Origin of the sequence: Micromonospora sp. NPDC047738 (assembly GCF_040642675.1) — a bacterium.
In the GTDB taxonomy this organism is placed as follows: domain Bacteria; phylum Actinomycetota; class Actinomycetes; order Mycobacteriales; family Micromonosporaceae; genus Micromonospora.
In genome coordinates this window covers 362,152-376,027 of record NZ_JBEYSO010000004.1, presented here as the reverse complement: position 1 = coordinate 376,027, position 13,876 = coordinate 362,152, and the positions used below count along the sequence as shown (strand labels likewise).

15 protein-coding genes are annotated in these 13,876 nt (G+C 74.0%); 13 read left to right on the top strand and 2 right to left on the bottom strand.

The features are described 5' to 3' along the window. Positions 1 to 69 precede the first annotated feature (69 nt). Positions 70 to 576 carry a tetratricopeptide repeat protein gene (locus tag ABZ783_RS09945; protein WP_357435866.1) on the bottom strand — a complete coding sequence of 169 codons (507 nt, stop codon included), beginning with the start codon at positions 574 to 576 and terminating at the stop codon, positions 70 to 72. A gap of 113 nt (positions 577 to 689) precedes the next feature. On the opposite strand from ABZ783_RS09945, the gene ABZ783_RS09940 reads away from it, so the two are divergent. Together ABZ783_RS09940 and ABZ783_RS09935 are read left to right on the top strand one after the other, a co-directional pair. Beyond that, the gene (locus tag ABZ783_RS09940; protein ID WP_357435865.1) at positions 690 to 1,658 is read left to right on the top strand and encodes a DUF5937 family protein; all 969 of its coding nucleotides are present in this window, start codon (positions 690 to 692) and stop codon (positions 1,656 to 1,658) included. A gap of 363 nt (positions 1,659 to 2,021) precedes the next feature. Continuing rightward, positions 2,022 to 3,368: a class I adenylate-forming enzyme family protein gene (locus tag ABZ783_RS09935; protein WP_357435864.1), complete on the top strand. Its 1,347-nt coding sequence runs from the start codon at positions 2,022 to 2,024 to the stop codon at positions 3,366 to 3,368. Between the two features lie 8 nt (positions 3,369 to 3,376). Here ABZ783_RS09935 and ABZ783_RS09930 read toward each other — a convergent pair whose 3' ends face one another. Then, positions 3,377 to 3,985: a 4'-phosphopantetheinyl transferase superfamily protein gene (locus tag ABZ783_RS09930; protein WP_357435862.1), complete on the bottom strand. Its 609-nt coding sequence runs from the start codon at positions 3,983 to 3,985 to the stop codon at positions 3,377 to 3,379. Between the two features lie 17 nt (positions 3,986 to 4,002). On the opposite strand from ABZ783_RS09930, the gene ABZ783_RS09925 reads away from it, so the two are divergent. From ABZ783_RS09925 to ABZ783_RS09875, 11 genes are all read left to right on the top strand, one after another. Further along, a complete protein-coding gene (locus ABZ783_RS09925) occupies positions 4,003 to 4,269 on the top strand; it encodes a phosphopantetheine-binding protein (RefSeq protein WP_073836266.1) in 267 nt (88 codons plus the stop codon). Beyond that, the gene (locus ABZ783_RS09920; RefSeq protein ID WP_073836267.1) at positions 4,269 to 4,514 is read left to right on the top strand and encodes a hypothetical protein; all 246 of its coding nucleotides are present in this window, start codon (positions 4,269 to 4,271) and stop codon (positions 4,512 to 4,514) included. The genes ABZ783_RS09925 and ABZ783_RS09920 overlap by 1 nt, the downstream gene beginning before the upstream one ends. Continuing rightward, positions 4,507 to 5,601, top strand: coding sequence for a beta-ketoacyl synthase N-terminal-like domain-containing protein (locus ABZ783_RS09915; protein ID WP_357435860.1), 1,095 nt, complete (start codon positions 4,507 to 4,509; stop codon positions 5,599 to 5,601). Before ABZ783_RS09920 ends, ABZ783_RS09915 begins: the two co-directional genes overlap by 8 nt. Continuing rightward, positions 5,598 to 6,110, top strand: coding sequence for a beta-ketoacyl synthase chain length factor (locus tag ABZ783_RS09910; protein WP_357435859.1), 513 nt, complete (start codon positions 5,598 to 5,600; stop codon positions 6,108 to 6,110). Before ABZ783_RS09915 ends, ABZ783_RS09910 begins: the two co-directional genes overlap by 4 nt. Then, the gene (locus ABZ783_RS09905; protein WP_357435858.1) at positions 6,107 to 7,774 is read left to right on the top strand and encodes a class I adenylate-forming enzyme family protein; all 1,668 of its coding nucleotides are present in this window, start codon (positions 6,107 to 6,109) and stop codon (positions 7,772 to 7,774) included. The genes ABZ783_RS09910 and ABZ783_RS09905 overlap by 4 nt, the downstream gene beginning before the upstream one ends. Further along, on the top strand, positions 7,771 to 9,048 hold the full coding sequence (locus ABZ783_RS09900) for a beta-ketoacyl-[acyl-carrier-protein] synthase family protein (RefSeq protein WP_357435857.1): 1,278 nt from the start codon (positions 7,771 to 7,773) through the stop codon (positions 9,046 to 9,048). Before ABZ783_RS09905 ends, ABZ783_RS09900 begins: the two co-directional genes overlap by 4 nt. Positions 9,049 to 9,119: 71 nt before the next feature. Further along, positions 9,120 to 10,226 (top strand): 4-hydroxyphenylpyruvate dioxygenase, encoded by a 1,107-nt coding sequence (gene hppD / locus ABZ783_RS09895; protein WP_357435856.1) that lies wholly within the window; start codon positions 9,120 to 9,122, stop codon positions 10,224 to 10,226. Next, positions 10,223 to 11,146: a phytanoyl-CoA dioxygenase family protein gene (locus tag ABZ783_RS09890; RefSeq protein ID WP_357435854.1), complete on the top strand. Its 924-nt coding sequence runs from the start codon at positions 10,223 to 10,225 to the stop codon at positions 11,144 to 11,146. Before hppD ends, ABZ783_RS09890 begins: the two co-directional genes overlap by 4 nt. 2 nt (positions 11,147 to 11,148) lie before the next feature. Next, positions 11,149 to 11,946 (top strand): DUF3050 domain-containing protein, encoded by a 798-nt coding sequence (locus ABZ783_RS09885; RefSeq protein ID WP_357435852.1) that lies wholly within the window; start codon positions 11,149 to 11,151, stop codon positions 11,944 to 11,946. Then, on the top strand, positions 11,943 to 12,911 hold the full coding sequence (locus tag ABZ783_RS09880) for a thiamine pyrophosphate-dependent dehydrogenase E1 component subunit alpha (RefSeq protein ID WP_357435850.1): 969 nt from the start codon (positions 11,943 to 11,945) through the stop codon (positions 12,909 to 12,911). The genes ABZ783_RS09885 and ABZ783_RS09880 overlap by 4 nt, the downstream gene beginning before the upstream one ends. Beyond that, the gene (locus ABZ783_RS09875) at positions 12,911 to 13,876 is read left to right on the top strand and encodes a transketolase C-terminal domain-containing protein (RefSeq protein WP_357435848.1); all 966 of its coding nucleotides are present in this window, start codon (positions 12,911 to 12,913) and stop codon (positions 13,874 to 13,876) included. Before ABZ783_RS09880 ends, ABZ783_RS09875 begins: the two co-directional genes overlap by 1 nt.

Below are 13,876 nucleotides of genomic sequence, written 5' to 3'. Positions count from 1 at the left end.
TCTTGGAGGCTCTTTCGCGGTGCCCAGACGTTGACCCCTGACTTCGGCTTTGCTCGTCTGGTCGGCGGATCAGTCGGGCTCGACCAGGAGTCGGGCGTAGTTGGCCGTCGACCGCTGGTAGCGCGGCAGGTGCTTGGCGAGCGCCCCGACGGCGATCGACACTGCCTCCCGCTCCCGGCCGACGCTGGTCAGTGCCAGCGCGAGCGCCGCGCTGACCGCGTCGTCGAGCTCGTCGGAGCCGCGCCCGCGCTCCTCGGTCAGCAGCCGGACGCTCTCCCCGGGCTGCCCGATGTTGCGCAGCGAGCTGGACATCTGGATCACCGAGCGCCGCCGCCGGATGCCGTCGATGCCCAGCTCCAGCGCCTTGCGGTAGAGCGGAACCGCCTTGTCCGAATGACCGGTCGAGTCCCAGGCGCAGGCTCGCTCGAACGCCGCCACCGGATGATCCGACCCCAGCTCGTCGGCGAGGGCGCCGACCCGGTCGCGGAACTCCTCCTGGTCCCAGTCGTCGGGCGCCGCGTTGAAGGCTGCCCACAGGTCCGCGCTGCGCTGCTCCCAGTCGGCCCTCGGGTTCATCGTCGTTCTCCTCTTGATCGTCGGTTCGGACGGGAGACACTCTGCGAGCGCTGGTACCGTGGCCGCCAGTGATTCGGCATGGGCCGAATCTCTACTCCTCTCGGAAGGCGCGGATGGCGGTCACGCTGCGGTTCAGCCCCACCGACCTGCTGCGCTGCCGCTTCGCCATCTCACCCATGCTTGAGACGCTGTCCGCAGTGCGCCTGCTGTCCCCGCGCGAAGGGGTCGGCCCCCACCGCCGCTGGCTCGACACCCTCGACACGCGGGGACTCGACCTGCGGCCGATCGCCCTGCTCCAGCCGCGTCGCGGCTACACCCCCGATTTCCTGTCGCCGCCTCCGGTCAGCCCGCACGCCCGGTTCGAGGACGAGATCGAGGCGGTGGCGGCCACCGACCATCATCGGGTACGCGCAGAGCTGCGCCGGTCGCTGGCGGACACCCCGGGGGCGGCCGAATCGGCGACCGGACGGCTCCTGCTGGGCGACCCGGCCTTCGTTCTTCAGACGCTGGTCTCACTCGTGAGGCAGGCGTGGGAGGTCCTGGTCGAACCGGTCTGGCCGCAAGTGCACGGGCTGCTTGACGCCGATGTGGGGTTTCAGACCCGGCGTCTCGCCGAGGGCGGCCTGGACCGGTTGTTCGCCGAGGTGCATCCACGACTGCGCTGGCACAACGGCGTGCTGACCCGCGATTACGGCGACGACGAGCATCGCGATCTGCGAGGCGAGGGGCTTGTCCTGGTGCCCAGCGCCTTCAAGTGGGATCAGGTCGTCGTCATCGTGGACCCGCCGTGGCAGCCCACGGTGATCTATCCGGCGCGCGGGCTCGGCACGCTCTGGCAGCCCCTGTCCACCGATCGGCATGCGGCGCTCGGTCGGTTGATCGGCAGAACCCGGGCGGTGCTGCTGCTCGGCCTCGACGAGCCGACCAGCACGACCACGCTGGCCCACCGCAACGCGCTGGCAGCCGGGACGGTCTCCGAGCATTTGTCGGTGCTGCGCGACGCCGGGTTCGTCGCCGGGGAACGACACCGGCACGAGATCCGCTATCGGCGCACGCCCCTCGGCGAAGCCGTGCTCCGTTAGTGCGGTGTCCACCACGTCCACCGGGTGTGCCGGTGGACGTGGTGGATCCTCGCCGGGCGGGCGAGCGCCGTCCCCGTCACGGTGCCGGTGATTGCCGGGCAAGGGGCGGCGGCCGGCGGTGGACTGGAGCCGGCGTAATCGCGATCCTGCCCTGTCCGATCGATCCTCGGCAATCCACCCAGCCGCTTTTCCTGATCTAGCCATTTGCATCTAGCTATGCCTCGAAGGGCTGCCGTAGGGTCTCGTCAGCACTCCGGGTAACGCACCTATTGGGCGGATTTCGGCCACTTTGAGGCTGGGTGGTGGACGGTCGTGACTGTGCATCCTGTAGCGGAAGATCCTGTGGCGGCAGAGGCGAGCTGGGTGGACGACATCCTGTTCACCGGGCGTCCCACCGACGTCTGCCTACGCCTGCCCGAACCGGTCGACAAGGGCACCCTGCGCCGCCTGGTCGGCGAGGCGCAGGCTCGGCTCGCCGAGGCCGGGCTGCGTCCCGGCGGGGCCGCCGCGCTGCGGCTGCCGCCGTCGCTGGCGTACGTGGTGAACCTGCTCGCCACCTGGCGCAGCGGCGCCCAGGCCGTGCTGCTGGACCACCGGCTCACCGACCACGAGGTCGACCGGGCGCTGCGCCGGCTCACCCCGCAGGTGGTGGTGGCCCCGGTGCGGACCGGCGGGGGAGCGCTGCGGATCTTCGTCGACGTCACCGACGGGATCACGGCCTACTCCGACCGCCCGGCCGGCAGCCGGCACGCGGTGATCCAGCTCAGCTCCGGATCCACCGGACCGTCGAAGGTGATCGGCCGCACCGCCGGGGACCTGGTCGGCGAGGTGCACCGCTACACGCGCATCGACGGGGTGGCGCTGCCCGGCGAGCGGATCATCCTGCTGCCGTCCATGGTGCACGTGCTCGGCCTGGTCGGCGGGCTGCTCTACGGCCTGCACGCCGGCGTCGAACTGGTGCCGCCGGAGCGGCTCACCGGCGACGCGATCCTCGCCGCCGTCGCCGCCCAGCACACCCCGGCCACCGTGCTCGGCGTGCCGTTCCACATCGGACTGCTCGCCTCCACCACCCCGCCGGGACCGCTGCCCCAGCTCAAGCGGATGACCACCGGCGGCGAACTGGTCCCGGCGGCCGTCGCCCGCGCCTTCACCGACCGCTACGGCGTCCCGCTGGGCAACATGTACGGGATGACCGAGGTCGGCGTCATCGGCACCGACCTGTACGGGGCGAACCGCCCCGCCATCGCCCCCGCCCCCGGCATGCGCGTGCGCGAGTCCGGCGGTGAGCTGTGGGTGAGCTGCCCGGCGTCCCCGTACGTCGGGCTCGCCGACCCGACCCGGTGGGCCGACGGCTGGCTGCACACCCGCGACGCCGGCACCGTCGACCCGAAGACCGGGCTGGTCACGGTGCAGGGCCGGCTCGACTCGCAGGTGTCGGTGGGCGGCATGAAGGTCGACCTGACCGAGGTGGAGGCCACCGTCGCCGAGCTGCCCGGGGTGGGCGCCGCGGTGGTGGTCTGGGACGACGGCATCACCGCGTACGTCCAGCCGGACGGTCCGCTGTCCGCGGAGACGCTGGACAAGCTGCTCGCCGAACGCCTCGCCGGCTACAAGCGGCCGCGGACCCTGCACCTGCTCGACCAGTTGCCGCGCACCACCACCGGCAAGCTGGTCCGGTCGACGGCGGCGCTGCGGGACGCGGCGTCATGACCGGCCCGCTACGCGAGCACGACGTCGACCTCCCCGGCCGCCCCGGCGACCGCCACCGCGAGCACCAGGCCGTCCCCGGCCGGCGGGTGGCCCACCCGTACGCCGGGACAGGCGGGCACCGGGCGCAGCAGGTCGCCGGGACCGCCTGGCACCGGCATCCGCCGGCGCAGCCCGCCGTCGCGCAGCCCGGTGCCGAGCGCCTTGCCGACCGCCTCCTTCGCCGTCCACAGGCGCAGGAAGTCCAGGTCCCGGCCGGCCTCGTCCCGGGCCCGCAGCCAGGCCGCCTCCCCCGGGTCGTACCAGCGGTCCCCGAGGGGGGCGGCGGGCAGCGGCCGGCGCCGCTCGACGTCCACCCCGACCGTCCCGCCCGCCCGGGCGGCCACCACGACCAGACCGTCGACGTGGCTCACGCTCACCGGCAGCGTCCGCCCGTCGCCGGCGTACACCTCGGGCCGCCCGCCGGGCGCCCGCCGTACCCCGATCTCCGTCCCGGACCGGCCGAGCAGCGCGCCACCCGCGCGCCGCAGCAGCCGCCGCGTCAGCTCCCGCTGGTCGCCGGCGGTGCGGCCGAGCCACACGTACACGGTGTCCCGACCGGGCACCGGTAGCTGCCTCACGGAAAGAGGTTAACGCCATGCGCGACGAGGTCCGCACCTTCGTCATCGAGCAGCTCGCCGACATGAACTACGACGTCGAGGACGTCGACGACGACACCACCCTGGGCCCCTCCGGGGTCGACCTCGAGTCGCTGGCCCTGGCCGACCTGGCCGTGCGGGTCGAGGACCGGTACGGCCTGAAGTTCGCCGACGACGAGTCGGAGCAGCTGGCCCTGATGACGGTCGGCGAGTTCACCACGATGGTCGCCGACCGGGTAGCCGGCGCGACGAGCGACCGCTCCTGATGGCCGGTCAGCCCGACCTGGGGCGAGCTGACCTGGTGAGCATGCTCGCCGAACTGACCGCGAAACCCGTCGACCAGGTGCCGGACCGGATCGGCTCGATGGAGCTGGCCTGGCTGGTGCACCTCGTCGAGCAACGCTACGACCGCCGGATGGAGCTCAGCGACGACCAGCTCGCCGGCATCCGCACCGTCGACGACGCGCTGGCGGTGTTCCACACCTCGCTGACCGCGCCCGCAGATGGCTGAGCGGCAGCACCTGAGGATCACCGGCGTCCACGCGCTCAGCGCCCTCGGCAGGGGCGCCGACGCGCTGCTCGCCGGGGTGCTCACCGGCACCCCGGCGTTCGCGCCGGTCCGCAGGTTCGACACCACCGGCCGCCGGGTCACCGTGGCGGCCACCCTGCCCGAGGTCGGCCCGCTGGCCGACGAGCTGACCGACGCGGTCGACGCCGCCTGCCGGGCGGCCGGGCTGGACCGGCCGCACCGGTCCGCGGCGGCGCTGTTCCTGGCCGTCCACGGTGGACCCGAGGTGCCCGCGCTCGCCGCCGACCTGGCCCGGCGCTGCGGGCTGGCGGAGCGGCTCCGGGTCTACACCACCGCCTGCGTGTCGGCGAGCACCGCGGTGGCCGACGCGGCGACCCTGATCGGCCGGGGCGACCTGGACCGGGTCGTCGTCGCGGCCGGCTACCTGGTCGAGCCGGACCAGTACGCGCTCTTCGACGCCGGCCGGGCGTTAGCCGCCGACGGGGCGGTCCGACCGTTCAGCGCCGGCCGGCAGGGGTTGCTGCTCGGCGACGGGGTGGCCGCCGTGGTGCTGGAGTCACCCACCGCCGCCGCCCGCCGGGGCGCCCCCACCCTCGCCACCGTGCCCGGCTGGGGCCGGGCCGGGGACGCGTACCACCCCTGCCAGCCCGACCCGCAGGGGAGCGGGCTGGCCCGGGCGGTCGCCGCGGCGGTGCGCCGGGCCGGGCTGCCGGCCGAGGCGCTCGGCTACGTCAACGCCAACGCCACCGGCACCCCGTACAGCGACGCCGCCGAGGCGGCGGCGCTGCGCCGGGTGTTCGGCGACCGGGCCGGCCGAATCCCGGTCAGCTCCACCAAGTCGGTGCACGGGCACGCCCTCGAAGCGTCCGGGCTGCTCGAACTGGTGGTCACCGTGCTGGCGCTGCGGCACGGCAAGCTGCCGGTCAACGCCGGGTTCCTCGGCCCGGACGACACCTGCCCACTGGACGTGATCACCGACGCGCCCCGGCCGGCGGTCACCGACTACGCGCTGACCCTCAACGCGGCCTTCGGCGGCGCCAACACGGCCCTGCTGGTCGGTGCGCCGTGATCGCCGCGAGCGGGCTGCGGGTCCTCGCCGAGGCGCGCTGGCCGGAACCCGGCGACGGGGCGCCGCCCCCGGTGCCCGGGTTCGTGCACTCGGCGTTCCCGCCGCTGGTGGCCGCGGTCGCCGACCGCTGCCTGACCCGCCGGCACGGCGCGTGTCCCGTACCGGCCGGCATCCGCACGGCGGTCGTGCTGATCAGCGCCAGCGGCGACCGGGCCAGCGCGGAGCACGTCCGGGCCACGGTCGCCGCCGGCGGCCGGATCGGGCCGCTGTTCTTCTTCCAGTCGGTGCCGAACAGCGTGGCCGGGCACGTCGCGGCGCGCTGGGGACTGGACGGCCCGGTGGTCTGCCTGAGCCCGACCGGGGAGCCGCGGGCCGACGGCACGGCCGAGGCGGAACTGCTGCTGTACGACGGCGACGCCGACGAGGCGTTGCTGGTCCTGATCGAACAGGCGCCGGACGGGACGCCGGGCGAGGCGACCGCGGTGCTGCTGGGGGAAGGAACGCCATGAGGAGCAAGGGACTACGCGGCGCGCTGGCCGCCGACACGGCGCTCGGCGCGGGCAACGTGCTGGCCCGGGTGCTGGCCCACGGCGCCGACCCGGACGGCCCGGGGCTCACCTTCGACACCCCCGTCGACGGTCACCCGGCCGAGCACCCGCTGACCCTCGGCCAGCTCGCCGAGCGGGTCGCCGCCCGGGCCGCCTGGCTGCACCAACGCGGAGTGCGGCGGCGGGACCCGGTCGCCGTGTGGGCCGGCACCGCCGCCGACATGGTGCTGTCGTTCCTGGCGTTGACCCGGCTCGGCGCGATCCCCGCGCTGATGAACGGCAAGCTGCGGCCGGAGATCGCCGCCGAGTACATCCGCCGGCTGCGGGCCGCCGGGGTGCTCGCCGACGCCGCCCACGCCGCGGCCCTGCACGGGCACGACCTCGGTGCCCCGCTGCTCGGCGAGCCCGCCGAGGCGGGCGCCGGCGACCCGGCCGCCGCTCCGGCCCACCACCGGCATCACCCGGACGACCCGGTCGTCATCACCCACACCTCCGGCACCACCGGCGTGCCGAAGGCCGTGCTGCACTCGCACGCCAGCCTGTTCGCCGCCACCCGGCACCTGCTGTCCATGCCGCAGGCGCAGGGCACCGGCCGGATCCTCAACGCGCTGCCCGCCCCACACACCGCGACGGTGCTGATGGTCAACCAGGCGCTCGGCAACCGGGCGGAGATGTACCTGCTGTCCGAGCAGGGCGGCGAGCGGGTGCTCGACGCGATCCAGCGGTGGCGGCCGGACGGAGTCTTCGGGTTCTCCGTCACCTGGGCGGAACTGGCCCGCTTCGACCTGTCCGGCTACGACCTCGACTCGGTGCGGCTGTGGTTCAACACCGGCGACTGCTCACACGAGCCGCACGTGCGGCGGCTGGTCAAGGTCGGCTCGCGGGACGTGGTGACCCGGGAGGGCGTGACCCGGGTACCGGGGTCGGTTTTCATCGACGGGCTGGGCTCCAGCGAGATGGGGCACTCGATGTTCCACATCACCCACACCGTCGACACCGACCGGTACGGCCGCTGCGTCGGCCGCCCGTACCGGTTCACCAAGGTCGCCGTCCTCGACGACGACGGCGACGAACTGCCCCCGGGGCAGGTCGGCTGGCTCGGCATCGACTCGCCGTCGCTGTTCCGCGGCTACTGGAACGACTCGGTCACCACCTACCGGTCCCGGCTGCGCGGCTGGTACCTCACCGGTGACCTGGTCTACGCCGACGACGAGGGGCGCTACTACCACCTGGACCGGGCCGTCGACTCGGTCGACGCCGGCGACGGGAAGCGCTTCTTCACCGCGCTGTCCGAGGAGCGGATCCTCGCCGCCTGCGCCGACGTCACCGACTGCACGGTGGTGATCGTCAAGGAGGGCGACCGGGCCGGCCGACCACTCCGGCTCGACTCGTCCGACGCCGCGCCGCGACCCCCGGTCGTCACCGACGTGCTCCTCGAACTGGCCGCCGGGGCCGACCCGGCGGAGGACCGCACCGAGCGGATCCGCGCCGCGCTCGGCCCGGACCTGGCCGCCACCCTGCGCCGGGTGGTGCCGGTCCGCGCCGACGACCTCCCGGTCACCGTGACCGGCAAGGTCCGCAAGGTGGCGCTGCGCGAGCGCTACCTGACCGAGTCGGCGTCATGACCGCCGTCATCACCGGCATGGGGCTGTTCACCCCGGCCGGCCGGGGCGTCGAGGAGACCTTCGACGCGCTCACCACCGGCCGGTCCGGGCTGCGCCGCCCGCCCGAGGGGCACCCGGCCCGGGACTGCCTGGAGGTGGCCGGGATGCTGCCGGAGGTGGATCCGCGCAGCGTCGCCTCCGGGCCGGAGACGAAGGTGCTCGACCGGATCGTGCTGCTCGCCCTGATCACCGCCGCCGAGGCGCTCGCCGACGCCGGCATCGAGGTGGGGCGGGACGTCGACCCGGACCGGATCGGGGTGATCGTCGGCGGCGTCGGCGGCATGTCCACGCTGGAGAGCCAGGTGCTCGCCCGGGCCGCCCGGGGCCGGGCCGCGGTCAGCCCGTACCTGCTGACCGGGATCCTGCCGAACATGCCGTCGGCCCGGATCGCCATCGCGCACGGCATCCGGGGCTACAGCTCGGCGGTGGGCACGGCCTGCGCGTCCGGCGCCCAGGCGGTCGCCGACGCGGTCCGGCTCATCCGCGCCGGCGAGGCCGACGTGGTGCTCTGCGGGGCGAGCGAGGCACCGCTGTTCCCGACCTTCGCCGACACCTTCGGCAACGCCCGCGCGCTGGCCCGCGGCTGGGCCGAGCCGACCGAGGCCAGCCGCCCGTTCGACAAGCGGCGCAACGGGTTCGTCCTCGCCGAGGGAGCGGCGCTGCTGGTGCTGGAACGCGCCGAGCACGCCGCCGCCCGCGGCGTCACCGGCTACGCCGAGGTCGCCGGGTACGGGGTGAACAGCGACGCGTACCACCCGACCGCGCCCCGGCCGGACGGCGCCGGGGCGGCCGGCTGCATGCGCCGCGCCCTGGCCGGCGGGGGCGCCGAGCCGGGCCAGGTCGGCTACGTCAACGCGCACGGCACCGGCACGAAGCTCGGCGACATCGCCGAGACCACCGCGCTGGCCGAGGTGTTCGGCGTCGGCGGGGTGCCGGTCAGCTCCACCAAGGCACTCACCGGGCACCTGCTGGGCGCCTCCGGGGTGCTGGAGGCCGCGGCGACCGCGCTGGCGCTCGGCCGCGGGCTGCTGCCGCCCACCTACCACCTCGACGACCCGGACCCGGACTGCGCGGCGGACCACATCCGCACGGCGCCCCGGGCCACCCGGGCCGAGTACGCACTGACCAACTCGTTCGGGTTCGGCGGCCAGAACGTCAGCCTGCTGCTCCGCCGCGCCGTGCCGGCGCGGCGGGCCGCCGGCGCCGCGACGCCGGCCGCCGGGGCGGGGAGGTGATCCGACGTTCCACCCCGGGCGGCGCAGGCCCGGGACGGCAGTCACGGGGGGACATCGGGAAAGGCTGACAGATGGACATCAACGGAATAGACCACATCGAACTGTACGTGGGGGACGCCCGGCAGGCCGCCTTCTACTTCGGCACCGCGGTCGGGTTCCGGCTGCGCGGCCAGGGCGGCCCGGAGACCGGGCTCGCCGACCAGCGCTCGCTGCTGCTGGCGCAGGCCGACATCCGGATGCTGCTCACCTCCGGGCTGACCGCCGAGCACCCGGCGTCGGCGTACGTGCAGCGGCACGGCGACGGCATCGCGGTGGTGGCACTCGAGGTCGACGACGCCGCCGGGGCGTACGCGGAGCTGGTGGGCCGGGGGGCCGCCGGGCTGACCCCGCCGCGGACCTTCACCGGCGCGGACGCCGAGGTGGTGACCGCGGAGGTGGGCGGCTTCGGCGACGTGGTGCACCGCCTGGTCGAGCGGCGCGGCGACCGCACGGAGTTCCTGCCGGGTGCGGTCGAGTCGCTGCCGGCCGGCGACGACGACAAGCTGCTCGCCGCGATCGACCACCTGGCGGTCTGCGTGCCGCCCGGCCAGCTCGACGGGACCGTCGCGCACTACGAGCGGGTGTTCGGCTTCGCGCAGATCTTCGAGGAGCACATCGAGGTCGCCGGGCAGGCGATGAACTCCAAGGTGGTGCAGAGCCCGTCCGAGCGGGTCACGGTTGTGCTGCTGGAGCCGGACACCAGCCGCCGGCCCGGGCAGATCGAGGACTTCCTGCGCTGGCACGCCGGCGCGGGGGTGCAGCATCTCGGGCTGCGCACCGACGACATCGTCACCGCGGTCGGCGCCCTCGCCGAGCGGGGGGTCCGCTTCGCCGGCACCCCCGCCGCCTACTACGACGACCTGGAGCGGCGCGTCGGGCCGGTCGACGCGCCACTGGACCGGCTGCGCGACCTGAGCATCCTGGTCGACTCCGACCACGGCGGCCAGCTCCTGCAGATCTTCACCGAGTCGATGCACGTGCGCCGCACCCTCTTCCTCGAACTCATCGAGCGGCGCGGGGCGCGCACCTTCGGCAGCGGCAACATCAAGGCGCTCTACGAGGCCAAGGAACGGGAACTGGCCGCGGCGGGGGCGAGTGCCGCCGCCGCGGCCGCCACCGCGGGAGGGGTTGGGGCATGACCACCACACATCCGGTGCTGACCGCCGAGGAGCAGGCGCTGCTGCCGTCCGACGAGGACGTGCGCCACTACGCCGAACACGGCTGGTACCTGTCGAAGAAGCTGTTCACCGACGACGAGGTGGACGAGCTGCTCGCGGCAACCGACCGCTACTACGCCGGGGAACGCGACCGGCGGCTGCCCGTGCGGCCGCCGAAGCTGGCGTACTGGGAGCCGGCGTTGGGGGACGTGCAGCGGCACAACGACTACGTGCACTACGAGCACGACGTCATCGGCCGGATCCTGCGCAAGCCGTTGATCGGGGCGGTGGCCGCCCGGCTGGCCGGGGCCGAGGAGATCCGCGTCTTCCAGTCTACGCTGATCTACAAGCCGCCGATCTCCGGCGAGCCGTCCAACATCGTGCCCTGGCACTTCGACAAGCACTACTGGGCGGCGCTGTCGTCGGAGCGGATGCTCACCGCGTTCATCCCCTTCCACGACTGCGGGGAGGAGATGGGCACCATCACCATGGTTGACGGGTCGCACCGCTGGCAGGAGATCGGCGCCGACGACACCGTGGTCCGGCACTTCGCCGACCGGGACCGCGACCAGCTCGAGGCGATGCTCGCCGAGAACGCCGCCCACAACCACGCCGAGATTCGCAAGATCCCCATGGTCATCCCCAAGGGGCACATGAGCTTCCACCACTGCCGGATCTACCACGGCAGCGGCCCGAACGTCAGCGGCCGGCCCCGCCGGGCGATCTCGCTGCACCTGCAGGACGGCGGCAACGGCTGGCGGGAGTATCCGCTCTCCGACGGCACGCTCGCCGCGTACAACCACGACGTGCTGGTCCGCCGCACCCCCGACGGCCGGCCGGACTACGCGGACCCCGAATTCTGCCCGGTCATCTGGCGCGACCGCGCCCAGCAGGGAGGCTGAACATGTCACGGTACGACTGGGGTAGGACGCACCCGGGCATCGAGCGGCTGGAGCGGGCGGTGACCGACCGCCGCGACGTGGTGGTCAAGCACCCGCTCTACGCCAACCTGGACACCCATGACGCGCTGGTCACGTTCATGGAGCACCACGTCTTCGCGGTGTGGGACTTCATGTCGCTGCTCAAGTCGTTGCAGCGCCAGCTCACCTGCGTGACCGTCCCGTGGATCCCCACCGGCCCGACCGGTAGCCGCCGCCTCATCAACGACATCGTCATGGTCGAGGAGAGCGACGAGCTGGGCGACGGTTACATCAGCCACTTCGAGCTCTACGTGCAGGGCATGGCGGAGGCCGGCGCGGACACCACCGCCGTGGAAAAGCTGGTCGACCTGCTGCGCGCCGGCCGGCCGGTGACCGAAGCTCTGGTCGAGGCCGGGGTGCCGGCCCCGTCCGCGGCGTTCGCCGGCACCACCTGGCGGATCATCGACAGCACCCCGGTGCACTGCCAGGCGGCGGCCTTCGCGTTTGGCCGCGAGGACCTCATCCCCGAGATGTTCACCCAGGTCGTCGCCGTCAACGAACGCAGCCAGCGGCTCAACAAGTTCGTCGACTACCTGGAGCGGCACATCGAGGTTGACGGGGAGCAGCACACCCCGATGGCCATGCAGATGCTCGCCGACCTGTGCGGCGACGACGACGCCAAGTGGCAGCAGTGCGCGGACACCGTCAACGCCGCGCTCGCCGCCCGGGCCAAGCTCTGGGACGACATCCTCGCCGCGATCAAGGAGGAGCGCCCGGCGTGACCCACAACCCGGTCGGGCTCTACCGGACGGTACGGCTGATCCGCCGCTTCGAGGAGCTGGCCATCGAACTGGTCCGCGCCGGGGAGATCGTCGGCGGCATCCACCCGTACCTCGGGCAGGAGGGGATCGCCGCCGGGGTCAGCGCCGCGCTGCGCGACGACGACCTGGTGACCGGCACCCATCGCGGGCACGGGCACGTGCTCGCGAAGGGCGCCGATCCGGCCCGGATGCTCGCCGAGCTCTGCGGCCGGGTCACCGGCCTCAACCGGGGCCGGGGCGGGTCGATGCACGCCGCCGACTTCGGCGTCGGGGTGCTCGGCGCCAACGCCATCGTCGGGGCCGCCGGCGCGATCCTCACCGGGGCGGTGTGGGCACGCCGGCGGCGCGGCGACGACATCGTGGGGGCGACCTTCTTCGGTGACGGCGCGGTCAACGAGGGGATGCTGCTGGAGGCGTTCAACCTGGCCGCGCTCTGGCGGGTGCCGGTGCTGTTCGTCTGCGAGAACAACGGATACGCCACCACCATGCCCGTCGCGGGCGCGGTCGCCGGCACCATCGGCGGCCGCGCGGCGGCGTTCGGCATGCCGGCGACCGTCGTGGACGGGCAGGACCCCGAGGAGGTACGCGACGCCACCGCCGCCGCCGTCACCCGGATGCGCGCCGGTGGCGGCCCGGAACTGGTGGAGGCGCACACCTACCGGTTCGACGCCCACCACACCTTCGAGCACGTGGTCCGCCTCGACTACCGCCCGCCAGCCGAGGTGGCCCGGGGCCGCGCCCGCGACCCGGTCGCGATCCAGGGCGCGCGGCTGCCACGGTCGGTTCGGGACGCCGTCGACGCCGAGGTCGAGGCGACCCTGGCGGCGGCCGTCGAGTACGCCCTGGCCAGCCCGGCCCCGGACCCGGCCGGGGCGTTGGAGCACCTGTACGCCAGCGGGCTGACCGCCCGGACCGGAGGTGGCTGATGCCCCGGCTGTCCTACCGCAGGGCGCTCACCCGCGCGCTCGCCGACGAGATGACCCGCGACGAGTCGGTCTTCCTGCTCGGCGAGGACATCCGGGTGGCCGCCGCGAACGTCACCTCCGGGCTGCTCAAGCGGTTCGGGCCGGAGCGGGTCGTCGACACCCCGCTGTCCGAGCAGGCGTTCACCAGCTTCGCCACCGGCGCCGCGCTGGCCGGGCTGCGGCCGGTGCTCGAGTTCCAGATCCCGTCGCTGCTCTTCCTGGTCTTCGAGCAGATCGTCAACCACGCCCACAAGTTCCCGCTGATGACCGGCGGGCAGTGCGCCGTGCCGGTCACCTACCTGGTGCCCGGTTCCGGCTCCCGGACCGGCTGGGCCGGGCAGCACTCCGACCACCCGTACAGTCTCTTCGCCCACGTCGGGGTGACCACCGTGGTGCCGGCCACCCCGGCCGACGCGTACGGGCTGCTGGTGTCGGCGATCCGCTGCGACGACCCGGTGGTGGTGTTCGCCCCCGCCGGGGCGATGGACCTCCGGGCCGACGTGGCCGACCCGGCCCCGGTGCCGCTCGGCCGGGGCGTGGTCCGCCGGGTCGGCACCGACGTCACCGTGGTCGCGGTCGGGCACCTGGTGCACGACGCGCTGGCCGTCGCCGGCGACCTCGCCGGCCAGGTGTCGGTGGAGGTCTTCGACCCCCGGACGCTGTACCCGTTCGACTGGGACGGGCTGGTCGAGTCGGTGTCCCGTACCGGGCGCCTCGTGGTGGTGGACGACTCCAACCGGTCCTGCGGCATCGCCGGCGAGATCATCGCCACTGTGGTCGAACGGGTCCGGCTGCTCGCGCCGCCGCGCCGGGTCACCCGCCCGGACGGCGCCGTGCTGCCCTTCGCGCCCGCCCTGGACCGGGCCGTGCAGCCCGGCCGCGACCAGCTCACCGCCGCCATCCAACTCACCGTGAAGGACGGTTGA

Coding starts and splice junctions, on each gene's coding strand:
- ABZ783_RS09890 (WP_357435854.1), top strand. CDS start 10,223: ATGACCACCACACATCCGGTGCTGACCGCCGAGGAGCAGGCGCTGCTG.
- ABZ783_RS09940 (WP_357435865.1), top strand. CDS start 690: ATGGCGGTCACGCTGCGGTTCAGCCCCACCGACCTGCTGCGCTGCCGC.
- ABZ783_RS09945 (WP_357435866.1), bottom strand. CDS start 576: ATGAACCCGAGGGCCGACTGGGAGCAGCGCAGCGCGGACCTGTGGGCA.
- ABZ783_RS09925 (WP_073836266.1), top strand. CDS start 4,003: ATGCGCGACGAGGTCCGCACCTTCGTCATCGAGCAGCTCGCCGACATG.
- ABZ783_RS09905 (WP_357435858.1), top strand. CDS start 6,107: ATGAGGAGCAAGGGACTACGCGGCGCGCTGGCCGCCGACACGGCGCTC.
- hppD (WP_357435856.1), top strand. CDS start 9,120: ATGGACATCAACGGAATAGACCACATCGAACTGTACGTGGGGGACGCC.
- ABZ783_RS09920 (WP_073836267.1), top strand. CDS start 4,269: ATGGCCGGTCAGCCCGACCTGGGGCGAGCTGACCTGGTGAGCATGCTC.
- ABZ783_RS09915 (WP_357435860.1), top strand. CDS start 4,507: ATGGCTGAGCGGCAGCACCTGAGGATCACCGGCGTCCACGCGCTCAGC.
- ABZ783_RS09900 (WP_357435857.1), top strand. CDS start 7,771: ATGACCGCCGTCATCACCGGCATGGGGCTGTTCACCCCGGCCGGCCGG.
- ABZ783_RS09875 (WP_357435848.1), top strand. CDS start 12,911: ATGCCCCGGCTGTCCTACCGCAGGGCGCTCACCCGCGCGCTCGCCGAC.
- ABZ783_RS09885 (WP_357435852.1), top strand. CDS start 11,149: ATGTCACGGTACGACTGGGGTAGGACGCACCCGGGCATCGAGCGGCTG.